Source organism: Belliella baltica DSM 15883 (genome assembly GCF_000265405.1).
Lineage (GTDB): Bacteria > Bacteroidota > Bacteroidia > Cytophagales > Cyclobacteriaceae > Belliella > Belliella baltica.
This window is the reverse complement of record NC_018010.1, coordinates 2,441,058-2,467,064: the sequence shown is the minus strand read 5'-3', so window position 1 is coordinate 2,467,064 and position 26,007 is coordinate 2,441,058. Positions and strand designations below refer to the sequence as shown.

Annotated in this window: 22 protein-coding genes; 11 read left to right on the top strand and 11 right to left on the bottom strand. The window is 37.1% G+C overall.

Annotation, left to right across the window (positions count from 1 at the left end; all coding sequences use genetic code 11):
- Positions 1-2 precede the first annotated feature (2 nt).
- The 4 genes from BELBA_RS11305 to BELBA_RS11290 all read right to left on the bottom strand — a co-directional run bounded on the left by BELBA_RS11305 (position 3) and on the right by BELBA_RS11290 (position 10,827).
- Complete coding sequence (locus BELBA_RS11305; RefSeq protein ID WP_014772830.1) at positions 3-2,813, bottom strand: type I restriction endonuclease subunit R; 2,811 nt, start codon at positions 2,811-2,813, stop codon at positions 3-5.
- Between the two features lie 207 nt (positions 2,814-3,020).
- Positions 3,021-4,004 (bottom strand): GSCFA domain-containing protein, encoded by a 984-nt coding sequence (locus BELBA_RS11300; protein ID WP_014772829.1) that lies wholly within the window; start codon positions 4,002-4,004, stop codon positions 3,021-3,023.
- 529 nt (positions 4,005-4,533) lie between these two features.
- The gene (purL, locus tag BELBA_RS11295; RefSeq protein ID WP_014772828.1) at positions 4,534-8,217 is read right to left on the bottom strand and encodes a phosphoribosylformylglycinamidine synthase; all 3,684 of its coding nucleotides are present in this window, start codon (positions 8,215-8,217) and stop codon (positions 4,534-4,536) included.
- Positions 8,218-8,409: 192 nt separating this feature from the next.
- Positions 8,410-10,827 (bottom strand): alpha-ketoacid dehydrogenase subunit alpha/beta, encoded by a 2,418-nt coding sequence (locus tag BELBA_RS11290; RefSeq protein WP_014772827.1) that lies wholly within the window; start codon positions 10,825-10,827, stop codon positions 8,410-8,412.
- Between the two features lie 441 nt (positions 10,828-11,268).
- Between BELBA_RS11290 and ald the strand changes: the two genes are divergently transcribed.
- Positions 11,269-12,387 (top strand): alanine dehydrogenase, encoded by a 1,119-nt coding sequence (ald, locus tag BELBA_RS11285; RefSeq protein WP_014772826.1) that lies wholly within the window; start codon positions 11,269-11,271, stop codon positions 12,385-12,387.
- 377 nt (positions 12,388-12,764) lie between these two features.
- Here the strand turns inward: ald and BELBA_RS11280 are convergent, their stop codons facing one another.
- Positions 12,765-13,373 (bottom strand): DUF6992 family protein, encoded by a 609-nt coding sequence (locus tag BELBA_RS11280; RefSeq protein WP_014772825.1) that lies wholly within the window; start codon positions 13,371-13,373, stop codon positions 12,765-12,767.
- A gap of 257 nt (positions 13,374-13,630) precedes the next feature.
- Between BELBA_RS11280 and BELBA_RS11275 the strand changes: the two genes are divergently transcribed.
- The 5 genes from BELBA_RS11275 (at position 13,631) to BELBA_RS11255 (ending at position 17,926) form a co-directional block, all read left to right on the top strand.
- A complete protein-coding gene (locus tag BELBA_RS11275; protein WP_014772824.1) occupies positions 13,631-14,299 on the top strand; it encodes a YggS family pyridoxal phosphate-dependent enzyme in 669 nt (222 codons plus the stop codon).
- A gap of 124 nt (positions 14,300-14,423) precedes the next feature.
- Positions 14,424-14,807, top strand: a complete 384-nt coding sequence (locus tag BELBA_RS11270; RefSeq protein ID WP_014772823.1) for a DUF423 domain-containing protein — start codon at positions 14,424-14,426, stop codon at positions 14,805-14,807.
- A complete protein-coding gene (locus tag BELBA_RS11265; protein ID WP_014772822.1) occupies positions 14,807-16,120 on the top strand; it encodes a D-alanyl-D-alanine carboxypeptidase/D-alanyl-D-alanine-endopeptidase in 1,314 nt (437 codons plus the stop codon). Before BELBA_RS11270 ends, BELBA_RS11265 begins: the two co-directional genes overlap by 1 nt.
- Before the next feature lie 42 nt (positions 16,121-16,162).
- The gene (locus BELBA_RS11260; RefSeq protein ID WP_014772821.1) at positions 16,163-17,206 is read left to right on the top strand and encodes a S66 peptidase family protein; all 1,044 of its coding nucleotides are present in this window, start codon (positions 16,163-16,165) and stop codon (positions 17,204-17,206) included.
- A 6-nt stretch (positions 17,207-17,212) separates the two neighbouring features.
- On the top strand, positions 17,213-17,926 hold the full coding sequence (locus BELBA_RS11255) for an SGNH/GDSL hydrolase family protein (protein WP_014772820.1): 714 nt from the start codon (positions 17,213-17,215) through the stop codon (positions 17,924-17,926).
- 162 nt (positions 17,927-18,088) lie between these two features.
- Here the strand turns inward: BELBA_RS11255 and BELBA_RS11250 are convergent, their stop codons facing one another.
- The 4 genes from BELBA_RS11250 to BELBA_RS11235 form a co-directional block, all read right to left on the bottom strand.
- The gene (locus tag BELBA_RS11250; protein WP_014772819.1) at positions 18,089-18,421 is read right to left on the bottom strand and encodes a HepT-like ribonuclease domain-containing protein; all 333 of its coding nucleotides are present in this window, start codon (positions 18,419-18,421) and stop codon (positions 18,089-18,091) included.
- Positions 18,414-18,713 (bottom strand): nucleotidyltransferase family protein, encoded by a 300-nt coding sequence (locus BELBA_RS11245; protein ID WP_014772818.1) that lies wholly within the window; start codon positions 18,711-18,713, stop codon positions 18,414-18,416. The genes BELBA_RS11250 and BELBA_RS11245 overlap by 8 nt, the downstream gene beginning before the upstream one ends.
- 353 nt (positions 18,714-19,066) lie before the next feature.
- The gene (locus BELBA_RS11240; RefSeq protein WP_014772817.1) at positions 19,067-19,456 is read right to left on the bottom strand and encodes a DUF1573 domain-containing protein; all 390 of its coding nucleotides are present in this window, start codon (positions 19,454-19,456) and stop codon (positions 19,067-19,069) included.
- A 95-nt stretch (positions 19,457-19,551) separates the two neighbouring features.
- The gene (locus BELBA_RS11235) at positions 19,552-20,997 is read right to left on the bottom strand and encodes an ATP-dependent DNA helicase (protein WP_014772816.1); all 1,446 of its coding nucleotides are present in this window, start codon (positions 20,995-20,997) and stop codon (positions 19,552-19,554) included.
- A 22-nt stretch (positions 20,998-21,019) separates the two neighbouring features.
- Here BELBA_RS11235 and BELBA_RS11230 point away from each other — a divergent pair, with 22 nt between their 5' ends.
- Genes BELBA_RS11230 through coaD form a run of 4 tightly spaced genes read left to right on the top strand, consistent with a single transcriptional unit; the run spans position 21,020 to position 23,455 of the window.
- Entirely contained in the window at positions 21,020-21,523 is a 504-nt protein-coding gene (locus tag BELBA_RS11230; RefSeq protein ID WP_014772815.1) for an NUDIX domain-containing protein, read from the top strand.
- Positions 21,524-21,576: 53 nt separating this feature from the next.
- Entirely contained in the window at positions 21,577-22,158 is a 582-nt protein-coding gene (locus BELBA_RS11225) for a hypothetical protein (RefSeq protein WP_014772814.1), read from the top strand.
- A gap of 2 nt (positions 22,159-22,160) precedes the next feature.
- Positions 22,161-22,988 (top strand): DUF3822 family protein, encoded by an 828-nt coding sequence (locus tag BELBA_RS11220; RefSeq protein WP_014772813.1) that lies wholly within the window; start codon positions 22,161-22,163, stop codon positions 22,986-22,988.
- An 11-nt stretch (positions 22,989-22,999) separates the two neighbouring features.
- Positions 23,000-23,455, top strand: coding sequence for a pantetheine-phosphate adenylyltransferase (coaD, locus tag BELBA_RS11215; protein WP_014772812.1), 456 nt, complete (start codon positions 23,000-23,002; stop codon positions 23,453-23,455).
- On the opposite strand, the gene BELBA_RS11210 is transcribed toward coaD, so the two are convergent.
- A complete protein-coding gene (locus BELBA_RS11210) occupies positions 23,443-24,129 on the bottom strand; it encodes an NUDIX hydrolase (RefSeq protein ID WP_014772811.1) in 687 nt (228 codons plus the stop codon). The genes coaD and BELBA_RS11210 overlap by 13 nt on opposite strands.
- 103 nt (positions 24,130-24,232) lie before the next feature.
- Between BELBA_RS11210 and pyrE the strand changes: the two genes are divergently transcribed.
- Complete coding sequence (gene pyrE / locus BELBA_RS11205) at positions 24,233-24,880, top strand: orotate phosphoribosyltransferase (protein WP_014772810.1); 648 nt, start codon at positions 24,233-24,235, stop codon at positions 24,878-24,880.
- Between the two features lie 340 nt (positions 24,881-25,220).
- Here pyrE and BELBA_RS11200 read toward each other — a convergent pair whose 3' ends face one another.
- Positions 25,221-25,934 carry an SIMPL domain-containing protein gene (locus BELBA_RS11200; protein ID WP_014772808.1) on the bottom strand — a complete coding sequence of 238 codons (714 nt, stop codon included), beginning with the start codon at positions 25,932-25,934 and terminating at the stop codon, positions 25,221-25,223.
- Between the last annotated feature and the right edge of the window lie 73 nt (positions 25,935-26,007).

Genomic DNA, 26,007 nt, shown 5'->3' with positions numbered 1-26,007 from the left:
GCCTATGCAGTAAGTTCCTTGTTTAATTCTTCGATTACATCGACCATTTGTGTCTCAAAAAGATTCCACATCATTCCCCTCCCCCCTTTTCCATCAAAAGGTGTATAATCCAAATCTTCGATATCAATTTGAAAACTGCTTGCAATGTGGTCTTTGATCATCCGCAGCCACTCCACCTGTTCTTCAGAGAATCTGTTATGTTGCCCCGCATTTTGTTTGAAAATCCATTTTTGGAAATTCAGGTTTACTGTTTTGTCATAAGGAGTCAGTTGGGCATCAATACCAGCCACCTTCCTTACCAATGAAACCAAGGCTATCAGTTCATTTTTTGGTGAATTCTCTTTCACCTGATCCAATTGCTGATAAGCCTCCCACACATAAGAAGGTGCGAGTAAGGGTCGATCCAATTTCAATTGTTCAAGTAATTCTTTGATCATTTTTAGGTTAAGTTCCCTTCTTTTGTAGGGCTGATCGTAGAATATACTCAATGCGAGAATTTCATCTTTGTGTGTTTCGATGTATTCAGCAAATTCTTTGACTACTTCATTGGCTTTGTCTTTGCTGAAAGTATCCCATTCAGATTTTATCACCCGATCAATGTTGACATGGTCAATAACTTGGTCATGTGCTTTTCTGACTTTCTCGACATACTCTGTCAGCGGGCCAGTAAAAATTTTAGCAGCCTCTGTTCTTAAATCTTCCACTTTTCCCTGAATAGTTTTAGAAATATCATCTGGAGCTTGTCCAATCATTTCTTTGGAAACTTCAGCTTCTATGTCCTCGATCACATCTGGGTTATAGGCATTGAGAAGATCTTTGATTACGGTTTGAAGGCTTTTCCCTTCGGCAAGATCTGAGAATTTCTCTTTTTCAGGTTCTGTGAGCTCTTTTTCTAGCCTTAGTAGTCTGTTGGCAAGTGACAGAAATAGGTCTTCATCTTGTGCACCCATCTTTACGGCTCCGAGTAAATCTTTGAGAGGAATAGAAGGCTTTCGCTCCAAGGGACGACTATCCGTCTTTTTTGATTTGATTGCTCCTATAGCATCTACAATCACAAAATGGGTTTTGGTGTGTTTGGCGGTTCTAGTTACTTTTTGTAAATCATCAAATTTGATTGTGCGCGTGCCCCGACCTTTCATCTGTTCAAAGTAATTGGTGCTTTTGACATCGCGCATAAAAAGTAAAACCTCCAAAGGTTTGACATCCGTTCCAGTAGCAATCATATCCACTGTCACGGCTATTCTCGGAGCCCAAGAATTACGAAAGCGGTTGAGGACAGATTTGGGATCTTCTTCAATCTTGTAGGTGATTTTTTTACAAAAATCATTTCCTTCGTTGAATTCCTCACGGACGATTTGGATAATGTCGTCTGCATGGCTATCTGTTTTGGCAAAAATCAATGTTTTTGGAACTTCAAACTCACCCTCTTCATCAAATCGATCTGGGAAAATAGAAGGTAAAGCTTCCCTAAAAGCTTTTATAACCGTTCGAATTTGACTAGGATTGACAATGTTTCTGTCGAGTTGACTTGGTTTGTATTCTAAATCCTCTTCCAGCTGTTCCCACCTTTTTTTCCTTGTCAGTTTTTCACGTCTATCAACAAATTCTTTGGCTTTGATAATGGAGCCTGATTTAGTGATTTCAGTTTCTATTGTAAAAACATCATAAGGAACATTCACGCCATCTAGGACGGATTCTTCATAAGTATATTCACTGACTACATTCTGATTGAAAAACCCAAAAGTTCGCTTGTCCGGTGTAGCAGTAAGCCCAACCAAAAAAGCATCATAATAGTCCAGCACCTGTTTCCATAAATTGTAAATCGAACGATGACATTCATCTATAATGATAAAATCAAACTGCTCAATAGGATTCTTGGCATTGTAGGCTACTGGTAATGGATCTTTTCCAGAAAGCAGTTTGGAATATGTCCAACTTGATTCATTAGGGTTTTCCTCTTCTGCAGTATCTTCCAGTTCTTTTCCTTGAAGGATGGCATACAACCGTTGAATCGTCGATATGCAAACCTGAGCATCAGAAGCGATATAACTCGAACTCAATCGCTGTACATTATACAATTCTGTGAATTTTCTGTTATCGTCATTTGGCTGATACTTTAGGAATTCCTGTTCAGCTTGTTCGCCAAGGTTCTTTGTATCTACTAAAAAAAGGATTCGTTTTGCATTCGCAAACTTCAATAATCTGTAAATAAATGTACAAGCTGTAAAAGTCTTTCCAGCACCAGTAGCCATCTGAATCAGCGCTTTTGGACGATTATCTTTGAAAGAAGTTTCTAGATTTCTAATCGCTCTGATTTGCGCAGGGCGAAGGCCATATTCATCTAAGGTTGTAAAATCTCTCAACCTGGCTCTCAAAGTCTTTGCTTGATCCAACCATTCAGCGAATGTTTCGGGTTTATGAAAATGAAATACTGGCCTTGAACGCGGTTTTGGATCTCTATAATCGGTAAATTTGGTTAGCGTTCCTGTGCTTTCATACACAAAGGGAAGATCTCCATGATTTAGATACTTGAGTTTACTGGTAGCATAATCACGAGATTGATCCTCTGCTACCGTAAGCCTTTCACCTTCTTCTTCTCTTTTTGCTTCAATAATTCCAACAGGCTTCCGATCTACAAAAAGCACATAATCAGCAGGACCTGAAGAGGTTTGATATTCCCTGACGGCGATACCTCTCCCGGCGGATAGATTTACTTCATTTTTAGATTGCACCAACCACCCCGCAAGCATCAGTTGCTTATCAATCAAATCTCTAGCAATTTGCTCTGGGTTTTGGTTGGGTATAGAGGTCATAAAAAAATCTTAAATTTTTAATACAAATTGATGTACTTACCGAATCTTTGATTGATTCAGATAATTTTCAGTTGTCAAGATATATAAAAATATTAATTAAAATTTCGTTGGTTAGAAGAAAGATGCTAAATATGTTACTAAAAAATGCAATTTATAGAATCACTAATTTATAAATTACTATAACTAAATAAAACCCTTTCTCTCCCATCACTTCCTATAATCCACCTGCTTTCTCAACTGATCCATTTCTTTGGAAAAGTCGAAGCTTCGGCTGAGGCGTTCGAGTTTCTTCTGAAGATTTTCCAAGAACTTCATGTGCGCCGGACTGTCGGGATTGAAAGGTCGGTGGGCTAGTTCTCTTCTGATGCTTTCTACTTCTTGGATAGTAGTAAATGACTTTGGATCAATCCACGAATTCTTAAAATGCTCCCAAATGTAATCCTCTGCTTGTTCTGTGGGGTGAATCATATCCGATTTATAAAAGCGATAATCACGGAGTTCGTCCATCATGATCTCGTAACTCGGGAAATAATGCACATGGTCAAATGACTCGGCTATATCATGACAAGCCAATCTTAATAGGCTTTTACTGAGTTGATTTTCGGGAATCCCATCTTTGGTATGGCGAACAGGACTGACTGTCAAAATAATATTGGCATTGGGATTGAATTCCCGATACATATTGATAAAGCCGATATACGTTTTATGAATTTCCTCCAAGTTGAGTAATCTCTTTTCAAACAAGTCACCCGGTTGTTTGTGGCAATTGGCTACGATCTGTCCAGAGGAACCATATTCATACACCCATGCCGTCCCAAATGTAATCAACAAGTGCGTGGCATTTTCTAATTGCTTTTTGGTTTGTTGCTGCTTTTTGTGAATCAGCCGCTCTAGAGAATCTTTACTATATCCCGACACATCAGAATGCATCCCAAAATGAAGGTAAACCGCATCCCGAATCAAAACCATATCGGTATTGACAGGCATTTCAAGCAACGCATCTTCCAGCACTTGTGTGATGGAAATGGGGTTAAAAAGTGTTCCAAAAGGATTGTTCAGCACATTGAATTTTCTATCATGCAGTTTCTCCCCTATCATCGTAGAAAAACATGAACCAATGGCATAAAGTGAAGATTGGTGATTGATCTTTGGTTGAAACTCAGGGATATCAAAACTAGTAGTCCATTGCATGACTTAAAATTAAGGAGAATCATTTGATATAGACAATGGTTGGGGAATATTTATCGAGAAAGGGAGACGGAGGATGTTGATTAGTTATTTGGTTGTTTAGGGTTTGAAGGTTGAAAGGTTTAAAAGTTGTAAAGTTGAGGTTCCTCACAACCGTTCCCGAATGGGAACAAATCTCGATTAACACCGAGTCGCTACTCGGGGTTAAAATGAAAGAAAATATATATTCCCGAACTCCAAAGGAGTTGAATTTAAACCAGATTTAGCCAAGATTTCTCCCCGTGGACTGTGTCCAAGCAGACCACTAATTGCAATGCGAAATTTCAAAAAGGAAGAAAGGCCTCTAAGGACACAAACCTTGGAAGTAAAAAAGGCCTGTGATAACACAGACCTTAAGGTAGGCTTTATAATATTTAAAAACTGATCACTCAGGCCACTAATCAACTGATCACCAATAACTCAATCCACTAATCCCCAATAACTATTTACTAAATTAACCAATAACTAATTTACTGATTACTCAATCAACTAATCACTTCACTTCATTCACCCAATTAAACGCATTGACAAATGCCTCTACCCAAGGAGTGATTTCGTCGTCTAATCTCTCTGTGGCGTAGTGTGGCCAGTTCCATGGCTTCAACGAACGCTCAATGTGTGGCATGATGGCTAAATGTCTTCCGTCAGCAGATGCAATACCCGCCACAGCATGGTCTGATCCATTTGGATTTCCTGGATATGCTTCGTAAGCATAAGTCATCCCAACGTGATAGTCGGAGAGTGATTTTGGTAAGGAGAATTTACCTTCTCCATGTGCTATCCATACGCCAAGACGCTTACCGGCAAGACTTTTGAACATCACTGTATTATTTTCTGGAATATTGACATTTACGAAAGCAGATTCAAACTTGTGAGATGCATTGTGTAGCATTTTTGGCTTGACATCATGCTCAGGTGTAACTAGTCCAAGCTCCACCATCAATTGACAGCCATTACAAACTCCTAAACTCAAGGTGTCTTTTCTTGCATAGAAATTGTCTAAAGCTTGTTTTGCCTTTTCATTATAAAGGAATGCGCCTGCCCAGCCTTTTGCTGAACCAAGTACATCGGAATTTGAGAATCCACCTACAAATACGATCATTTGCACATCTTCCAATGTTTCTCTTCCAGCAATCAAGTCTGTCATGTGCACATCTTTGACGTCAAAACCTGCTAACCATAGCGAATAGGCCATCTCACGATCACCATTCACACCTTTTTCACGAATGATTGCAGCTGTTTTTCCTGATTTTTCTTTGCGATATGGATTGAGGCTGAATGAATCAAATGTTCCTTCCCAATTCTGACCAAATGTATAAGAAAGTGCTTGTGATTTATAATGCTCAAATCTCGCTGCAGCTAATTTTTCACCAGATTGCTTTTTGTCAAGCAAATAAGAAGACTTGAACCAAGTATCGCGCATTTCTGCAACGTCTAATTCCATATTCAGACCTGTCAATTCAACTTTTCCAGTTAGGTTGACTGTTGCGAGTGGAATATAATCTATTCCTTGATTGGCCAATACTGCTCGTGTACGCTCTGGATTGACCACTTGAATCAACACTCCAGGGTTTTCAGCAAAAAGTGATTTTATAATATCGTTTCCAGCTAGTCGATCTGTTTTTACAGTAAGCCCAACTTTTGTTGATGGGAAAGTCATTTCTAACAAAGCGGTGATCAATCCTCCTGAAGAAATATCATGTCCTGCTAAAATTTCTCCTTTTTCGATCAGTTTTTGTAAGGTCATAAAAGCCATTCCAAAATAGTGGCTATCTTTTACATCAGGAGTTTCTGAACCTATTTTATTCAAAATCTGATAGAAGCTTGAGCCCCCAAGCTTTGGTAAATCCTTTGAAAAATCTATGTAAAACAGTTTACTTCCTTCCACTGGTTTCAGATCAGGAGAGACAGTTTTATTAATATCAGAACATTCACCAATTGAAGAAATTATGACTGTTCCAGGTGAATAAACAATTTTTCCATCAGGGTACTTTTGAGTCATGGAAAGAGAGTCTTTTCCTGTTGGAATATTCACTCCCAAATCAATCGCAAACTCACTGACTGCCTCTACCGCTCGATAAAGCCTGTCATTCTCACCCACATTTTTTGCGGGCCACATCCAGTTGGCACTTAGAGAAATCCCTGCCAAACCATCTTGAATTGGAGCCCAAACCAAATTGGTCATTGCTTCTGCAATGGCTAATCTTGAACCAGCTTCAGGATTTGCCAAAGCGGCTACAGGTGCATGTCCGATTGATGTGGCGATACCTTTTTGACCTGTGAAATCAATTGCCATCACTGCCACATTATTCAATGGAACTTGAATCTCTCCTACCGTCTGTTGCTTGGCAACTCTTCCCGTTACAGAGCGATCGACTTTGTTCGTCAACCAATCTTTACAAGCCACTGCCTCTAATTGAAGCACTTCAGAGATATATTGTTTCAGATGCTGAACATCAAATTCGGAATCTGCAAAATTTGAATTTCCACTCTTGTCTTCTAGAATTGTCTTTGGAGAACTACCGAACATGTAAGACAAATTCCAATCAACTGGCTTTTCACCCGTATTTTGATTTTCAAATTTGAAGTGCATATCTCCAGTTGTCTCACCTACAACATAAAAAGGAGCTCGTTCTCTTTCTGAAATTTTCTGAAGTAATTGAAGGTCTTTTTTACCAACGACAAGCCCCATTCTTTCCTGAGATTCATTTCCAATAATTTCTTTAGAAGAAAGAGTTGGATCACCTACTGGAAGTTTATCAATGTGGATTGTGCCTCCTGTAGTTTCTACTAATTCAGAAAGACAGTTTAAGTGCCCGCCAGCACCATGGTCATGGATCGAAACGATGGGATTATTGTCAGATTCGGCCATAGCACGAATTACATTCATGACACGCTTTTGCATTTCAGGATTGGATCGCTGAATGGCATTCAATTCTATCGCATTGGAAAATTCTCCGGTAGCTACAGAAGAAACTGCACTCCCTCCCATTCCAATTCGGTAATTATCTCCACCCATGATGATGATTTTATCACCTTTGGCAGGATCATTTTTCTTGCTGTATTGACTTCTTGTGAAACCAACACCACCAGCCAACATAATCACTTTATCGAAACCATGTGCCTTGCCATCTTCTTCATGTTCAAAAGTCAAAACTGAACCAGAAATCAAAGGCTGACCGAATTTATTTCCAAAATCACTCGCTCCATTGGATGCTTTGATCAAGATATCCATGGGAGTTTGATAGAGCCAAGGACGTTCTGAAAGATTTTTTTCCCAGCTTCTACCCTTTTCTGAACGTGGATAAGAGGTCATATAAACGGCTGTTCCAGCTAGTGGAATAGATGCTGTGCCCCCAGCCATCCTATCTCTAATTTCACCTCCTGCACCTGTAGCGGCTCCATTGAAAGGCTCAACGGTCGTTGGGAAATTATGTGTTTCTGCTTTGAGAGAAATGACTGTATCAATTGTCTCAGGTTCAAAAAAATCGGGTTTATCTTGTGTTTTTGGAGCAAATTGCTGTGCTCTTGGCCCTTGAACAAAAGCAACATTGTCTTTATAAGCAGAGACAATTCGATTAGGATGTCTCTTGGAAGTTTCTTTAATGAGTTGAAAGAGTGTTTTTTCTTTTTCTTCTCCATCGATGACAAACGATCCATTGAATATCTTGTGTCGACAATGTTCAGAGTTTACTTGACTAAACCCAAAAACTTCAGAGTCTGTAAGCGGTCTTTCAAGCTTTTTCGATACATTTTCTAAATATTCCACTTCTTCTTGGCTAAGCGCCAAACCTTCAGTAGCATTGTAAGCTTTAATATCTTTTACTTCAACTACCTTTTCTGGCTCCACATGAATATCAAAAATATCTTGATCCAATCCGTCATAAGCGGCTTGTAACATGGGATCAATACTATCTTCTTCCGAAATTGGTATATACTCTTCTATTCTTTGAATACCCAAAATACCCATATTGATGGTGATTTCTACAGCATTTGTTGACCAAGGAGTGATCATTTCCTTTCGAGGTCCTGCATACCGACCTGAGACCTTATCTGACTGAATCTCTTTAGCTTCTCCAAAAAGCCAAAGTAGTTTTTCGATATCAGATTTATGAATTGGGTGTTTGGATTGAACAGCGTAAATAACTGCTTGAGGGGATTGGAAAAAGAGAATCATGTCCTGAGTTTTGGATGTCTTTTTTAAGAAGATTCAAAGGTACACAATTGCATGAAAAGTAGGAAATGGAAAAGGTTGGAAGGTTGTAATGTTCTATGGTTGAGGTTTTGTTGATGAAAAAATCTAGTATTTAAAAAAAATAACCAACAGTTGTAAAACTGCTGGTTATCAATGTTTTTATAAATAATTTAATTAGTCAATCGAAGGAAATTTAGCAGGATCGAATTCGTTCATCATAGCATAAATTTTCTCTACAACATCTTCAACGGAAGGTTTAGAGAAGTAATCCCCATCAGAAGAATAAGCTGGTCTATGAGCTTTTGCTGCTAAAGTAGCAGGCTCTGAATCCAAGTGATAATAAGCTTTTTGATCTTCGATCACTTGCTGCATCATGTAAGCCGAAGCTCCTCCTGGAACGTCTTCATCTGCAAACAAAACCCTGTTCGTCTTCTGAATAGATTTTCCTACGATGCCAGTTGTATCAAATGGCAATAAAGTCTGAGCATCAATCACTTCAATATCAATTCCCATATCGCTCAATTCTTGGGCAGCATCCATTACAATCCTACACATAGAACCATAAGTTACCACAGTCATATCATTTCCTTCTTTCAGAATTTCAGGAACTCCTAGGGGTACTTTAAATTCGCCAATATTACTTGGCATTTTTTCTTTTAGCCTATAGCCATTTAGACATTCAATCACTAAAGCTGGTTCGTCTGCTTCTAATAAGGTATTGTACATTCCTGCGGCTTGGGTCATGTCTCTTGGAACACAAATCAACATCCCTCTCAAAGAATGAAGCAGCATACCAATCGGTGAACCTGCATGCCAAACCCCTTCTAATCTATGCCCTCTTGTACGAACAATTAACGGAGCTTTTTGACCTCCTTTGGTACGATATTGCAAGGAGGCAACATCATCGGCCAAAGTCATCAATGCATAATAAATATAATCTAAATATTGAATTTCAGCCATCGGGCGAAGTCCTCTGAGCGCTGCACCAAGTCCCTGACCTATGATGGTACATTCTCTGATTCCCGTATCCGTCACTCTCAACTCACCATATTTGGCTTGTAATCCAGCGAAAGCCTGATTAACATCGCCAATCTTTCCTACATCTTCACCAAAAGCAAAAAATCGAGGATCTCTTTGAAGAATATCATCAAAACAGGCTTGTAAGATTTCTCTTCCATCTACTAGTGGAGACTCTTCGGTATATTTGGGCGCGATAGAAGCGATTTTTTCTACACTATAGATTGACTCACTGTATAAATGACTGTTGTATCTGTCATTATTAAGATCTTGTTGATTAGCATACCAAGCTTTCAAATCAGCTTTCACATCGTCAGAATCAGTTCTTACGAGCCAAAGTGCTCTCCTTACTGTACTGATTACATCTTTTCTGATTGGATTCAATGTTTTTTTCAAATCCTCGGCTAACTGCATGATCGCCGAAGTATTTGAAGATTTTGAAGCAAGAGCTGAAAGCAAATCCACCGCTTCTTTCAGTTCATCTTTGATTCCATCTGCGAAAGACTTCCATGCCAAATCTTTTTGCTCTTTGACAAATTGTTTAGCCTCTGATTCTATTTGGTTGAGCTGCTCTTCATCAGCAATTTTTCTATCTAGAAGAAATTCTCTGAATTTTAGAATGCAGTCATGATTTTTTTCCCATTCCAATCTTTCTGCCGATTTATATCTTTCATGCGAACCTGAGGTAGAATGACCTTGAGGTTGTGTTACTTCTACTACGTGAATCAATACAGGTACATGTTCTTCTCTTGCAATCCTAGCTGCATTTTCAAATGCTCTATCCAAAGCTTCATAATCCCAACCTTTGACTACAAAGATTTCATAGCCCTTTTGGTCATCATTGCGCTGTAATCCTTTGAGGATTTCAGAAATGCTGCCTTTTGTAGTATGATATTCATTGGGAACAGAGATTCCATAGCCATCATCCCAGACTGAGATTACCATAGGGACTTGAAGTACACCTGCTGCGTTGATGGATTCAAAAAACATCCCTTCTGAAGTGGATGCATTTCCGATAGTACCCCATGCTACTTCATTTCCTTTGTTTGAAAACTCGGTTAGTTCATGAAGTCCTTTATTTTCTTTGAACAACTTAGATGCATACGCAAGCCCGAGCAATTTTGGCATTTGAGCAGCTGTTGGAGAAATATCCGCAGAAGAGTTTTTCATTTCTGTGAGATTTTTCCAAGTTCCATCATTATTCAATGATCTTGTCGCAAAATGACCATTCATAAGTCTGCCTGCAGAAGCGGGATCAGCTTCCACATCAGTATGAGCATAAAGCTGAGCGAAATATTCTTTGACTGTCAGTTGATCTATGGCAAACATAAAAGTCTGATCTCTATAATAACCAGCTCTAAAATCACCATTTTCAAAATATCTAGCCATGGCCAATTGAGCCAATTCTTTACCATCACCAAAAATTCCGAATTTAGCCTTTCCCATAAAAACTTCCTTTCTTCCCATCAGAGAAGCCTGCCTGCTTTCTTGTGCTATTCGGTAATCTTTCAAAAGTTGCTCCTTATTTAGGGGCTTCGGGTTTCGATTTTTAGATAATGTCGCCACTTCTGTCATATTAATGTAATCTTTAAGCTATTTTGGGTTATCACACTTGTTTTGCAAGTATTTCAAAAATAAAGAATTTTGTTATTTTTACAAACTCGAAGACAGAATAATTTTTACATTTTTCAATAATTTATTTCGACAATAATTATTTTACAGATTTAAATAAAAATAATATTCTGTATTAATGATTATTTCAAAATATAACAAATATGAAAGAGCAAAATTGCCAATGGTTCTAAAAGTCATAGATCAAGAATAAAAATGATCAGAATTTTAAGTTTTAAAAGCACAATTTTTGAAATTTTATTAAGAAAAAGTCATTTATAAAAAATTAAATTCTAATTATCATTTGATTTCATATTCGAATCAAAATAAGTGTGATGAATTAGAAGGAGAATCCTTATCCCTTATTATATTTGCCGCCATAATTATAACCCAAATTTACACGACATGATAATAGGTGTTCCAAAGGAGATTAAAAACAACGAAAACAGGGTTGCATTGACGCCGGCAGGTGCTCAAGAGCTTGTAAAGAGAGGCCATTCTGTATTTGTTCAGCATACTGCTGGTGAAGGAAGTGGATTTACTGACGATATGTACACAGAAGCTGGAGCTGCTATTCTTCCAACTATCGAAGATGTGTACGCTATCGCTGAGATGATCATGAAGGTGAAAGAACCTATCGAACCTGAATATAAGTTAATCAAAGAAGGTCAGTTGTTGTTCACCTATTTCCATTTTGCGTCATACGAACCTTTGACCAAGGCAATGATCGAAAACAAGTCGGTTTGTTTGGCTTATGAAACTGTAGAGAGACCTGATAGAAGTTTACCACTTTTGGTTCCTATGTCAGAAGTTGCTGGCCGTATGGCAATCCAAAAAGGAGCAAATTACCTTGAAAAACCACTAGGTGGTAGGGGAATTTTGCTGGGTGGTGTACCGGGTGTTCTTCCTGCTAAAGTAATCATTTTAGGTGGTGGAATTGTAGGAACACAAGCTGCATGGATGGCTGCTGGACTTGGTGCGGATGTAACGATCATGGATGTATCTCTTCAGAGAATGAGATATTTGTCAGATGTGATGCCTGCCAATGTTAAGACCATGATGTCTAACGAATACAATATCAGGGAGATGATCAAAGATGCTGATTTGATCGTGGGAGCAGTTTTGATCCCAGGAGCAAAAGCACCTCACTTGATCACCAGAGATATGTTGACAGATATGAAAAAAGGTGCTGTCTTGGTGGATGTGGCGGTAGATCAAGGTGGATGTATCGAAACTTGTAAGCCTACTACACACGAAAATCCAACTTACGTGATTGACGAAGTGGTTCATTATTGTGTGGCAAACATGCCAGGAGCAGTCCCTTACACGTCCACACTTGCATTAACAAATGCTACACTACCTTATGCCATCCAACTAGCTGATAAAGGTTGGAAAGTAGCAGCTAAAGAAAATAAAGAGCTAGTTCCAGGACTGAATATCATCAATGGTGACGTGGTGTACAAGGCAGTTGCAGAAGCTTTCAATTTAGATTATGTGCCAGTTGAAAAATACTTAGCTGACTAATCATTCGCTTTAATTAATATTTAAAAAAAGCCTCTCTGATTTACTTCGGGGAGGCTTTTCTTTTAGAAGTAAGGGGAAATAAGCAAGAGCCAAGAGGAGGAATTCAAATTGTAGAGGGTAGATCTTAGATTTTAGATTTAAGAAGGTAGATTTTTGATTGAACCACTAAGAACAATGAAGGATACACGAGGGTCACAAAAAGAGCTTTGTGATTTCATTGTAATATCGAAAGAATGTGAGATATCGCTTTGTGATTTTAGAGAGTAGCTTTTTGATTTAACGAATATGAGATATTTCGCTTTGCTCGATATGACGTGTTAAAAAATTAATAGAGTTAATCCGTGTCTATCTGTGGTAAAAAAATTGGCGAAAGATTCCTAAAAATTCATCAGCAATCCTACTCCACTTGGAGTGACACCGATATGATTCATGATTGCGGGAAGTTCCTTGCCGTGGACATTGTGAAAAACATATTTGATAGCATCGAAGCTCATCAAAAATGCTCCTTGCAAAATTACAGATTTCCCGAAACCTTTAAACTGTTCTTTGTCCAATCGACTTCCTCTTTCTAATAAATACATACCTCCGGCCATGTAGCCCAAGTCCAAAGCAGCATTGACCAGCAATATTTTTTCGATGCTGTTTTGTGCGTGCATAGTCTCCCAAAACTCTGAGCTCGGGATTTCATTCAAAGCAGCGTAATATCCAAAACCAGCAATAGCCAAGTTGACCGTATTCCAGTAAATGTTCATTTGATGAAAAGCTTTTGTTTCCCCCGATGTTCTCCCAGCCATGAATCCACCCAAAGCGATATTGCCCAAAGCCCATGAACCTAAGATGATCATTCCTGATTTGTTGTAATCTATTCTCACTTGATTGAATTCTGTTAGTCTTGCAGGGGTATCTTGAGCTTGGACAAAAGAGACTGCGAATAATAAGAATAAAACAATAAAAAATGCGGGTTTGAAATTTCGACTTATATACATTCTGTTTTCTTTTTGATTATTTTAAATGATTCAGATTGGCAAATTAAATATTTCATCAATTTCAATTTCAAATGATTAAGAAACAGCACATAGGTGTTGTTCTTTTAAAGCTATTCTATCCGATTTTGTTTTGAATACTTTATTGCATCATAGCTACATCTTTATCGGGAAAGCTCCTTTCTTTTTTAGCAATGTACCTAATATTGCCATATCTTTGTTTAGGAGCCTACAAGATTTAATGGAACAAATTTAAAGGAATGAGTATTAAAGAGAATTTAATTGAAATAAAAAACACCTTTGTAAACCCTAACTGTAAGCTTGTAGCAGTGAGCAAAACTAAACCTGTGGATGCTCTCAAAGAAGCTTATGCGGCAGGAATCAGGGATTTTGGAGAAAATAAAGTTCAAGAATTAGTTGACAAGCAAACTCAAATGCCACAGGACACCCAATGGCACATGATCGGTCATCTTCAGCGGAACAAAGTCAAATATATAGCACCATTTATTTATTTGATCCATGGCGTAGATTCCTTTAAGTTGCTCAAAGAGATCAACAAAGAGGCAAAAAAAGCTGACCGCATCATCCCTTGTTTACTTCAAATGCACATTGCAAAAGAGGAAAGTAAATTTGGTTTTGATCAAGTAGAATTGGAGGAAATGCTTCAAAGTAAAGAAATCAAAGAACTGGAACACGTCAAAATCGTTGGGTTGATGGGAATGGCAACATTTACAGATAATGAAGACGTAATCAGAAGGGAGTTTAAAGGTTTGAAAGCATTGTTTGAGGAATTAAAATCGAATGAACTTCCTCAGAATTTTAACTTAAAAGAAATCTCCATGGGCATGAGCGGAGACTACCTGATTGCTCAGGAAGAAGGAAGTACGATGGTCAGAATCGGATCGGCGATTTTCGGAAGCAGAAATTGAAAGATTTTAAAAGTTGAAATTTTGCTAATACGAGATAAGGTCATTTCTAGCCTTTATGATATAAAAGGATCATTTTACTCAAAAAATTTCCAGCTTTCTCACCTCACAAATAATTTAAAAAAACATGAACATACATATCAAAATTGCAGCCATTTTGGGAGCTTTGGCTGTAGGAATTGGAGCTTTTGGAGCCCATAGTTTGGCTGGAATTTTAGCTGAATATGGAAGAACAGAAACCTTCGAGACAGCTGTCAAGTATCATTTCTACCATGCTTTAGCAATTGCACTTATTGGTGTTTTAAAAATTCAATTCCCAAATAATAAAAAATTAAATTTCTCTGGATATTTCTTTTTAGCTGGAATTATTATTTTTTCAGGATCGCTTTACGTGATGTCCTTAACTGGAATTACTTGGCTAGGTGCAATCACGCCCTTTGGCGGTTTGGCGTTTATTTTAGGTTGGATTTACTTATTCTTATCAAGCAGATCAGTAAAAATTACTTCATGATGTTTAAAAGAGCTTTTTTGATCACTTTTTTCCTAACAAACTTTATATTTAATGTATTCTCACAAAGAGAAGTCGCCGAGGATAGCATTTCTTTAAGGTATGAGAAACTTCATCAACTGCTTGGACCGAATACTTTTTTCGACAATCACCTGACTGGGTTTATGCTTTATGATCTGGATAGTCAGTGGGTCCATTATGAAAAAAATAGTCACATGAATTTTATCCCTGCTTCTACCACAAAGCTGTTGACTTTTTATGCTTCTCTAATGGTCATGAACAACCAAACCAATTCTTTTCGCTACACAACAAATGGGAATGAAATCACTATTTGGGGCTCTGGCGACCCTTCGTGGAAATACAATATTTTACCCCAACCAAAAATTGAAGAGTTTCTAAAGTCTTACAGCAAAATTTACTTTTCGGATCAAAACTGGAATGACACACCATTTGGATATGGTTGGCAGTGGGATGACTATTATTATGCTTATTCAGCCGAGCGTTCTCCCTTACCGATTTATGGAAATATCGTCACTTTTAGAAATGTCAATCGTGTTCCTCAAGCCAATATTCCTACATTTAAGATCGAATCAAAAAATATAAATGGAAATCTTACGACTGTAAGAAGAGATTTTCATAGTAACACTTTTTATTACAACCCGAGGACCTATACTAACCCTGGCACAATCTTGCCTTTTGTAACTTCATCAGAACTTACAGTGAGCTTATTGCGCGATATCCTTCAGAAGCCAGTTGACTTAGTCAACACCCAACTCCCTTCCAATAGTCAAGTTTTTCACGGTGGAACGATGCGACCATTGTGGAAAGAAATGCTTCAGGAAAGTGATAATTTTATAGCTGAACAAATTCTATTGATGGTCTCTGATCAAATGCTGGGAGAATTGAATAGCGAAAAAGCCATCAAAAGTATTCTAAAAAAGTATATGAATGACCTCCCTGACGAACCTCAGTGGGTAGATGGCTCAGGCTTATCAAGACACAACTTAGTAACTCCGCGAAGTATGATAAGGCTAATTGAAAAAATCGATCAAGCCATGCCAAGGAATGAATTACTTAACCTACTTCCTCAAGGTGGAATAAATGGCACGCTCAAATACAACTACAGAGGCAATAGACCTTATGTATTTGCCAAAACTGGTACAATTAGCAATAACCACGCTTTGGTAGGAATTATCAAATCAAAAAGTGATCGATATTATGCATTTGCTTTTTTGAACAATAATTATCTCAACAAAGCAAGTGAAATTCGGAGGGAAATGGAAAAAGTGCTTGTCTTCATACGTGACAATTATTAAGAATAAATTTAGTTTTATAAATCATTTATGAATTGAATAAAAATGAATAAAAGGAATTTCATCAAATCTCTTGGTCTTACACTTGGGGCAGTTCCATTTTTAGCTTTTGATCCCTTAAAGGAAGAAAGAAAGAATCTCAATTCACTCCTACCCCAACCTCTAAATGAAGGGGATACTGTGGGATTAATCAGTCCTTCTTCTGCTACAGCAGAGCGAATCCAGTTTTTATTTGCTCAGGAAGTTTTAGAAGCTTTAGGATTTAAAGTAAAACTTGGTGAAAATCTCAAAAACCGTCGCGGTCATCTTGCCGGAACGGATGAAGAAAGAGCAAGTGATTTAAATAGCATGTTTGCAGATTCAGAGGTGAAAGCCATCATTTGTATCCGTGGAGGTTCTGGGGCAGCGAGAATTCTCCCACTAATCGACTACGAACTGATTAAAAAGAACCCGAAACCACTACTTGGGTACTCTGACATTACTGCTTTGCATAATGCCATTCATGCAAAAACAGGATTAATCACATTCCACGGGCCAAATGGAACGGGTAGTTGGAATGATTTTAATGTGAGACAATTCAAAAATATTTTCTTTGATAAATCACAAGCTGTTTTTCAAAATGAAACCCAGAAAGGTGATGACTTGGTAATCAAGAATAATAGAACCATTACCTTGAATTCTGGAACAGCAGAAGGTAAAATTCTCGGAGGGAACCTCACGGTTTTAACAGCTCTTTCTGGAACTCCTTATTTGCCAGATTTTAAAGATGCCATCCTCTTTTTGGAAGATATCGGAGAAGATCCCTACAAGATTGATCGAATGATGAGCACCTTGAAACTTAATGGTACTTTAGATCAGATCAAGGGATTTGTCTTTGGTCAATGCACTGACTGCACTCCGTCAGGTGGCTATGGTTCACTTACATTGGATGATGTATTGGATGATTATATTCTTCCATTGGGAATCCCAGCTTACAAAGGTGCTATGATTGGGCATATCCCAAAACAATTTATTATCCCAGTTGGCGCTAAAGTCAAACTCGATGCAGATGCATGTACTCTAACCATGCTGGAACAAATATTTCAATAAAATCTTATGAAAAAACTTCTTTCAATCGCTTCTTTTTTCCTTGTACTTGGACAGTGGAGTTGTATTTCTTCTCAAAATATTTCAAAACAAAATCAAAAAATGGATTCAAATAAACTGACATATTTGGCACTTGGCGATAGTTATACTATAGGAGAAGGTGTTGAAGCAAAAGATCGATATCCTCATCAGGCCGTAGAGATGCTCAAAGAGTCAGGACTGATTTTTTCAGAACCAAAAATTATTGCCACGACAGGTTGGACAACCGACGAGTTAGCAAATGGAATCAAAGCTGCGGATATAGAAGGGGAAAATTATGATTTGGTCACTTTGTTGATTGGTGTAAATAATCAATATAGAGGAAGACCTGTAGAAAATTACCGAAATGAATTCCGACAACTTCTGGAAGATGCCATCACATTTGCCAAAGGAGATAAAAGCCATGTAGTCGTGCTTTCAATTCCTGATTGGGGAGTTACCCCTTTTGCAGTAAATAGAGGTTCAGATCAAGAGAAAGTAGCTCGGGAAATTGATCAATATAATCAAGCGAAAAAAGCAATCTCAGAAGAAATGGGTATTGCATATATTGATATCACCGAACATTATAGAATCAATGGGATGAAGTCTGAATCTGTTGTCTCAGACCAACTCCATCCAAGTGGTATGATTTATCAGTATTGGGCGGAGAAATTGGTGGAGATTGTTGAAGGGATGGAGTTTTGATAGGTTTTTACTCCTAGTTGAAATTAGTTATTTCAATTCCTTATTTAAAAAAGTAAAGGTCAAAAGAAAAGAAGATTTCAATCAGAATTCGGCGGAGGGTCTTGCATTGAGCAATGACCATGAAATCCCTATTAACCGAAGGGGTAGATACGCATTTGTTAATTATTTGATTCCCAAAATTTCCTCCTTTAATTTTGGTAGTTCTCTCACAATTATTGTCCAAATAACTTCATCGGAAATGTTATCATATTCGTGAGCTATTCTGTTTCTTGTCCCAACAATTTGTCTTGCGTTTTGAATTTCAATTGTAGTGCTTTTATAATTAGTGATTCTGTTAACTGCCTCTCCAATAATTTCAATATTTCTTTCAACCGCTTTTTTTGTCTTAATATCTTTTTGAAATTCTAAGAAATTTGGATTTTGAGGTAAAAAATCAAAAATTTCATCAATAGACCTTAAAATATCCTCAAGCCAAGCATTTATTTTGTTATCCATAAATAACAACTTTTGACGATTCAATTTCTTTTTTGAAAAAAGTGTTTTTTAAACCTCGTTCCTCTATCAGATCTATTTGTCTCTTTAAAACTAGCTCTAATTTATCTTTAAGTTGAAAGTACAAATCAGTATACTTTAATGGGTCTTTTTCGTCAAAATCAACTATAAAGTCGATGTCTGAATTTGGGGAAAAGTTGTCAGTCAATACAGAACCAAAAACAGAAAATCTTTTAACTCTATGTTCTTTACAAAGTTCCTTTATCCGCTCTATGTTTTCCTCTAAAATTTGCATACGAAATTATTAACAACCATAAAGTTACAATTTTTAATTGAGTTCTGAGTCAGAATTTGATGCTACAAAAATCAGCTTATGCTTATAGCTATTGCGTGAAGCAAGTGTTTTTGAGTCAATTTTTACAATGCTTGCTAAAGGTTTTTATATCCGCAATTCATTGCGTTTTCTATTCCTTGTAAAGCACTTAGCATAACAAATCACTATCACATTCCAAATACCCAATCGAAATTCATACCTAAGAACTAAACTCTTTACCAAAAAAGCAATAACTCAATTCAGAATTACTTTGAATAAGTCATAAAAAAAGCAGACCCGAGATCAGGTCTGCTTTTTAATGATTTTATACGCTTTTAATTTCCTTTCGGAAGTACATTAGAAATCAATGATACTTTTTCGATTGGTTCTGCAGCATTGGAGTAAACTCTTACTACGGAGTTTTGCTTGCCCATTTTACCGGCAGAGTTGAAGACAACTTTCATTTCTCCTTTTTCTCCTGGTGCGATTGGGGTTTTTGGCCAGTTAGGTGCAGTACATCCGCAAGTCACTGCTACATTAGAAATCACCAAAGGCGCATCTCCTGTGTTTTCGAAAACGAATTTATGCTCTACCTTGTCACCTTGTGTAATATCACCGAAGTCGATAGATTTTTCTTTAAAGATGATTTGAGCTCCTTTTTTTTCCTGGGCCTGAACTGCTATCGCAAACAGTGCCATCACCATGACTAATACTAACTTTTTCATTGCTCTAAGTTTTAATTTTATTCTTTGTTTCTATATTCTATTTTCAAATTACTCAATAAACTGATCACTAATCAATCAAATAACTTATTTAACTATCACTCCAATTCATTATTTTCTGAATTAAGGTAAAATCTCGGATGAAAGTTCACCATAAAGACTTCTTTTGTTGCTCTAGTCACCGCGGTATAAAGCCATCGGATATATTCGTGATCCACTTGCTCTTCTGTAAGATAACCTTGATCTACAAAAACTGCCTCCCATTGTCCTCCTTGTGATTTGTGACAAGTTAATGCATACGCAAATTTAACTTGCAGGGCTGAAAGATAAGGATCTTTTTTAATCAAATCCATCCTTTCTCCTTTATTGGCAATATCAGCATAATCCTCGGCCACTTGCTGGTAGAGACTCTTATACTGTTCCACACTCAAGGCGGGGGTAGCACTGTGAAGTGTATCTAAAATCACCTTTGCCTCAAAATAGGGCTCTTCGGGATAATCTATCAGCTTCAATTCTAATGTTGCAAATCTCAAGCCATATAGTTCTTCAAAAGAACGAATTTTTGTAACTTCAACAAAATCTCCATTTGCAAGAAAATTTACTTTATCAGAATCTGCCAAATAAGTGTAGTTATTTTTAACTATCATTAGCATATCTCCCGATGAAATCTCTTCTTCATAGAAGTGAATCGTTCTTCTGATATATTCATTGTATTGTACAGCCACTTTGTTGGATCTGGTGACAATGATTGTGTTTTCTACACCATATTTGTCATACGCATATCTCAAGCCATCTTCCAATCGCTCACCAGTCATTTTGAAAAAATCCTTGAATCCTTTCGTGTAAAAGCCAATCACAGGATTCTCTTGGAGAACCTGTCCTCTCAACGAGGTAGCATTATATAAAATCCCTGAGTTCAACTGCTGTCGCATTACTTCATGTAGTTCTATATCTTCTACAGGAAGTCTAAAATTGCGAATAAGATAACTTTTATCTAAAGCTGGACTTTGAGTGCTTCCTACTGGAGGAAGTTGTGCTGTATCTCCTACAAGTAACAGTCTGTTTGAGGATTCTTGAAAAACAAACCTAATCAAATCTCTCAACAAACTTCCTGCTCCATCATCTGCAAGCATGGAAGCTTCATCGACTATAAAAACAGTGTTTTTGTAATAGTTTTTCATCAATTCAAATCCCAAAGTAAGTTCTGGAGTGGTACCTTTCGGACGATAGATGATTTTATGGATAGTAAATCCAGATTTACCTGAATAATTGCTCATCACTTTTGCTGCGCGCCCTGTCGGTGCCAAAAGTAAAGATTTCAAATTTAGTCGGGGAAGGGATTTTACTAAAGCAGAAATCACTGAAGTTTTACCTGTACCTGCATAACCTCTCAAAATAAATGTACTCCCCTCCGCCACTTCGGACTTCAGAAAGTGATCCATTTTCAAAAAAAATGAACCCTGACCCGATGTAGGCTCGTGCGGAAAATTTCTTTGTAGTAAAATGGAAGGCTTTACACCGACTTGATTATCTTTATCGTTCATTATTTACGAAGCTAAGTCTAAAATGACAAATTTGGAAAAAGAAATTGAGGAGAAATTTGGGGGAAGACTAAGAACTCGTGTTAATGGAGTACTGATCCAAGATAAAAAAATTTTGATGATCAAACATAAGATGGGTGAAGAGAGATTTCTTTGGAATGTACCCGGTGGAGGGATGAAGTATGGGAGTTCTGCCGAGCAAAACCTAAAACGAGAATTCCTTGAAGAAACAGGTCTTGAAATTAAAGTAGGGAATTTCCTTTGCACTTATGAATATCTGAACAAACCACTACACGCTGTAGAGCTTTATTTCGAAGTTGAGGCGATAGGCGGAGAGTTGAAAATGGGTAAAGACCCAGAACTGTCCGATGAACTACAATTGATCACAGAAATGAGCTTTCTTGACATCGATAATCTTGCGTTTATCAAAAAAGAAGAAAAACATCGGTTGTTTTGGGGAATAAAATCGCTGAATGATGTGAGAATGTGGAAAGGATATTTTAATTTTGAAAATAATTATCTAAAATAGCACTTTAATTAATATACCATCAACCTTATTTAGCAGATTAAATCAATCCGAAAATGACGTTAACTAGAATTTTATCTATTGTCTTCTTACTGGGTGCTCTTGGCCTAGGTTACATGCTTTACAACTCCGTGGATAGCGTAGTAGAAAAGGAAAAAGAAATTGCCAGAACAGAAGCTAGAATTATCGAAAAATTACAAATGCTACGAGATGCGCAGATTGCTTATGTTGCATCCAATGGCGAGTATGCTGGAAACTGGAATGATTTGAAAAAATTCATTGAAGAAGGCCAAATTTGGTTAATCCAAAGAAGTGAAACTACTAAGCTCCTTGATTATGGTAAAGAAGAAATTACGGTTACCTTCGATACCTTAGGTTCGGTGAATGTAATAGATTCACTTTTCAATGAGAGTAAGTATCCAGATTTCAACCTTGAGGCTTTAAATGTTGTGCCCGGCTCAGGAGGTAAAACATTTGAATTCTTCTCGGATAAAATTGAAAGAAATCAAAGAGAAATTCCAGTATTCGAAATCAAAGATCCAGATCCAATCAATCCAAAAAGAAGATTGAACAATAAAGAAAAAGCTTTGAGAGTAGGTTCTAGAACTGATTCTTCTACTTCAGGTAACTGGGAGTAATCTTGACTAACTCAGCTGAAAATATTCAAGAAAATATTTATAGCGATAAATTTGATACCCAAACGGTATCAAGTTTATCGCTTTTCTTATTTGATGAAAAATATATTCTCCTTTCCAAAGATGTCAATGGGGAGGTGTCTGGAATTCATCAAAAGTTTTTCTCTGACCTCAAATCTTTAAGTTTTGTCATACAAAGAGATAAACTATACGCATTAGACGTTCCTAAAAAGATATTTTTATTCCACAAACCTGCTGCATTAATCCCTGGATTGATATTTGATTCAAATCATCTCCCTTATTATCTAGGTTTCGTAGAAAAAAACTCCATAGATGTAAGCTATCTTTTCTCCAATCTTGACAGCAATAATTGCTATTTGGTATCAAAAATCAATAATGAACTAAAAGCAATCTTTACAGGTAATCAAAGTAAACTTTCTTTTCATCATGGTGCTTCCTCGTTTTTGTCCTATATTCTAAAAGATAAAAACACCTATATCAACCAAGAAATTTTTATTTCTGTTTATAGCCAAGGCTTTTATTTGGCTGCATTCAAAAATCAAACTTTAACTGTTTTCAACACCTTTGATTGTGAGGATAGAGAAACTTTAATGAAGTATTTGTTTGGCATAGTCAAGCACCTCAACTTTGATCAGAAATATTGCCGAATCACTTTATTTGGAGAATATACAGCCTTAGATATTGATCAAGAGTTTGGTCACACTTATTTCAAAAATTTTATTTTGGATCAGCCAAAAGCCAATCAGCAATACCAAGCAAGTGCAAGCATATTCCAGAACTCAAATTTGTTTGAAGCCTTTTGGGAATACTAAAAAGAAGCCCAATGACAAAAATAGCCATCTTCCCAGGATCCTTTGATCCATTTACCAAAGGTCATCATGATATCGTGATTAGAAGTCTTGATATTTTTGATAAAGTGATCATAGGTATAGGATACAATTCTTCAAAGAAAAATAGGTATTTTGATATTGACATGATGGTCGATAAAATCAAGGGAACCTACGCAGATAATGACAGAGTAGAGGTACTTGTTTATAATGAATTGACCTCAACTTTTGCGAAAAAACATCATGCAGATTTCTTGGTTAGAGGATTGAGAAATACGACTGATTTCGAGTATGAAAACACGATTAGTCAAATGAACAGGGATCTTAATTCAAACCTAGAAACCGTATTTTTGATTACTTCTCCAGAATTTGCGGCGATTAGCTCCACAATCATTCGAGAGGTACATCGTTTTGGGGTTGATATCAACAAATACCTTCCCTACGAAGTTTGAACCTTAGGCACCATTCTTAAAAAACGTTTATAAAGATATCTCATAGAAGGGTAAGAGTTTACTAATGCGACTTTTGCTTCGTGATGATTAAGCCATTTGATATCCACTATCCCCTCTTCCAACTGTGGCTTCATTTCTTTATCATTTAAGTTTTCCATTGCGTACCAAAAGGTCTTCTTAAGAATGCTTTTTCTATTGTGCGTGTATGTATGCCAGGTTTTACAGATTTGGGGACCCAATTTTACTTGAATAGCGCACTCTTCTTCCACTTCTCGTACCGCACAATCTTGAGGTTTTTCGCCTTTTTCAAACTTCCCTTTAGGCAAATCCCATTTTCCAAGTCTATGAATAAACAGAACTTTGTCACCTTTAGTGACTACTCCTCCTGCGGCCTTGATGATTGTGAATCTGCTTTTGATAAATTTCTTCAAGTACTCTTTATCCTTAGTTACCAATACTACAGAATCAAGGTTTTTAAGTTTTCTGGTTCTTAGAAGGTACAAAAGTTTAATGATGATATCCTTAGATGGGTTTGTAATCAAAACATCATCATGAAAATCGACAGAGGCGGGCAAATCAGTGGGATTTTCATAGATGCATTCGAAGGTCCTGTCATCTGCAAGTTCCTCTGGAGTCATAATATCCAAGGGCTTATCATTTATAAAAATCTTCATAGTTGGTAAATTTTATCAAATGAAATCGATACACAAATCAAAAATGCAGAAAAAAAATTAACCTGCACAATACAGCTTGATTTTTATCTGCTATTTTTGAGGCATGAAATTATTTGATAAAACTGTAGCTGCTGAAGTAGCTTCAAAACTTCTAGAAATCAGAGCAATTCGTCTTCAACCTGACAAGCCTTTCACTTGGGCTTCGGGTTGGAAATCTCCAATTTACTGTGATAACAGGCTTTCACTTTCCTATCCAGAAGTACGTAATCTAATCAAAGCCAATTTGATCAAAGCAATTCAACATCACTTTCCAAATACAGAGGCTATTGCGGGTGTTGCTACGGCAGGAATTCCTCAAGGAGCGCTTTTAGCCGATAGATTGGGATTACCGTTTATCTACGTTCGCTCCAAACCAAAAGGTCATGGAATGGAAAATATGATAGAAGGAAAGGTTACGCCAGGTCAAAAAGTTGTTGTTGTAGAAGATCTAGTGTCTACGGGAGGAAGTTCTTTGAAAGCTGTAGCCGATTTGAAAGACGCAGGATTTGAAGTGTTGGGAATGGTTGCAATTTTCACTTATGGCTTTGATGTGGCAGCAGAAAATTTCAAAAATGCAGGAATAGATTTAATTTGTTTGAGTGACTATGCAGCGATGTTGCCACAAGCATTAGCTAATGATTATATCATTGATGATGATACTTTGGCCTCCTTGGTAGAATGGAGAAAGGATCCATCTGTTTGGGGAAAATAACAAGCTCAAGTTGATTTGAATTAAATAAAAAGAGGTCGTTTTTAATTAAATTTGGAATTAGCTGATCAGGTTGATTGGAATCATTGGGAATGGAAACAAGCTCATTAAGCATCATTATACCATTAAATAAATGCTTATTCGTGACTTTTTGAAGGTCAATTTGCTGGGCTTGAACCAAGATTGGCAAGAGCAAAAAATGAAGGATTATAATTTTATTAATTTTCATAGCGAACGTGATTTAGCTAGGTGGAAGTTAAGTCACATTCAATAATTTTAAAAATCATTTCTACAAATAACCTAAATTAAAAAAACCAGTCCGCTCTGGACTGGTTTGATATTGTTATTTGTGGATGAATGTAAAACTCACGTTTACCCGATCAGAAAGCGTCTGCTCGTCAGGACTAAAAGTAGGTTCTACCCTATCTTCGGAAGCCGTCTTCATCATCATTGTTTCCATTCGATATTCAGTTGGCTGGAAACTAGCACCTGAGCTGTAGTTCACTTTATAAACGCGGATTTGATCAATCCCCATGGTCTTAGCAATGATATCAGCCTTTCGTTTTGCGTCGAGCAAAGCCAATTCTAAAAGCTTTTCTTGATAAGATTTCTTTTGATTTTCGGAAATTCCAAAACTCACATTATAACTTAAATCCGCTGATTTATTGATTGATTCGACGATTTTCACTAAATCATTATCTCTGTGCTTAACTACAACTCTGATATTTTGGGTGGCAACATATCCACTGTCTTTAGAAGATCCTCTGGTGTAGATTCTATTGATGTTCACATAGTAGTTGTCCACTACAAATTTGTAATCTTTTACACCTGATTTTTTCAATGCATTTTCGATTGATTTTGTCTTTTTATTCAATTGATTTGTCACATCAGAGACTTTCATCCCCAATTCCCGAAGATTCATATTCAGAATAGCTTCATCAGGCATTACTTTGAGTTCACTCGCTCCATCAACATCAATAGATGGAACTGACTGTTGCTGTGCCGAAGCAAATAATGGCATTAGCAAAACGGGTAATAAAAAGAATAGTTTTTTCATAAAATATAGATTTTAGTCTGTATGCGGTATTCAAATCCCGAGCCACAAAAACTTAATAAATGTTAATTCCTAA

Excerpts from the sequence above, each read along its gene's own strand:
- BELBA_RS11300 (WP_014772829.1), bottom strand. The coding sequence starts at position 4,004 with ATGCAATGGACTACTAGTTTTGATATCCCTGAGTTTCAACCAAAGATC.
- BELBA_RS11290 (WP_014772827.1), bottom strand. The coding sequence starts at position 10,827 with ATGACAGAAGTGGCGACATTATCTAAAAATCGAAACCCGAAGCCCCTA.
- coaD (WP_014772812.1), top strand. The coding sequence starts at position 23,000 with ATGACAAAAATAGCCATCTTCCCAGGATCCTTTGATCCATTTACCAAA.
- BELBA_RS11250 (WP_014772819.1), bottom strand. The coding sequence starts at position 18,421 with ATGGATAACAAAATAAATGCTTGGCTTGAGGATATTTTAAGGTCTATT.
- BELBA_RS11270 (WP_014772823.1), top strand. The coding sequence starts at position 14,424 with ATGAACATACATATCAAAATTGCAGCCATTTTGGGAGCTTTGGCTGTA.
- BELBA_RS11240 (WP_014772817.1), bottom strand. The coding sequence starts at position 19,456 with ATGAAAAAGTTAGTATTAGTCATGGTGATGGCACTGTTTGCGATAGCA.
- BELBA_RS11275 (WP_014772824.1), top strand. The coding sequence starts at position 13,631 with ATGAGTATTAAAGAGAATTTAATTGAAATAAAAAACACCTTTGTAAAC.
- BELBA_RS11255 (WP_014772820.1), top strand. The coding sequence starts at position 17,213 with ATGAAAAAACTTCTTTCAATCGCTTCTTTTTTCCTTGTACTTGGACAG.
- BELBA_RS11225 (WP_014772814.1), top strand. The coding sequence starts at position 21,577 with ATGACGTTAACTAGAATTTTATCTATTGTCTTCTTACTGGGTGCTCTT.
- ald (WP_014772826.1), top strand. The coding sequence starts at position 11,269 with ATGATAATAGGTGTTCCAAAGGAGATTAAAAACAACGAAAACAGGGTT.
- BELBA_RS11265 (WP_014772822.1), top strand. The coding sequence starts at position 14,807 with ATGTTTAAAAGAGCTTTTTTGATCACTTTTTTCCTAACAAACTTTATA.
- purL (WP_014772828.1), bottom strand. The coding sequence starts at position 8,217 with ATGATTCTCTTTTTCCAATCCCCTCAAGCAGTTATTTACGCTGTTCAA.
- BELBA_RS11230 (WP_014772815.1), top strand. The coding sequence starts at position 21,020 with ATGACAAATTTGGAAAAAGAAATTGAGGAGAAATTTGGGGGAAGACTA.
- BELBA_RS11210 (WP_014772811.1), bottom strand. The coding sequence starts at position 24,129 with ATGAAGATTTTTATAAATGATAAGCCCTTGGATATTATGACTCCAGAG.
- BELBA_RS11245 (WP_014772818.1), bottom strand. The coding sequence starts at position 18,713 with ATGCAAATTTTAGAGGAAAACATAGAGCGGATAAAGGAACTTTGTAAA.
- BELBA_RS11235 (WP_014772816.1), bottom strand. The coding sequence starts at position 20,997 with ATGAACGATAAAGATAATCAAGTCGGTGTAAAGCCTTCCATTTTACTA.
- BELBA_RS11280 (WP_014772825.1), bottom strand. The coding sequence starts at position 13,373 with ATGTATATAAGTCGAAATTTCAAACCCGCATTTTTTATTGTTTTATTC.
- BELBA_RS11260 (WP_014772821.1), top strand. The coding sequence starts at position 16,163 with ATGAATAAAAGGAATTTCATCAAATCTCTTGGTCTTACACTTGGGGCA.
- pyrE (WP_014772810.1), top strand. The coding sequence starts at position 24,233 with ATGAAATTATTTGATAAAACTGTAGCTGCTGAAGTAGCTTCAAAACTT.
- BELBA_RS11305 (WP_014772830.1), bottom strand. The coding sequence starts at position 2,813 with ATGACCTCTATACCCAACCAAAACCCAGAGCAAATTGCTAGAGATTTG.
- BELBA_RS11200 (WP_014772808.1), bottom strand. The coding sequence starts at position 25,934 with ATGAAAAAACTATTCTTTTTATTACCCGTTTTGCTAATGCCATTATTT.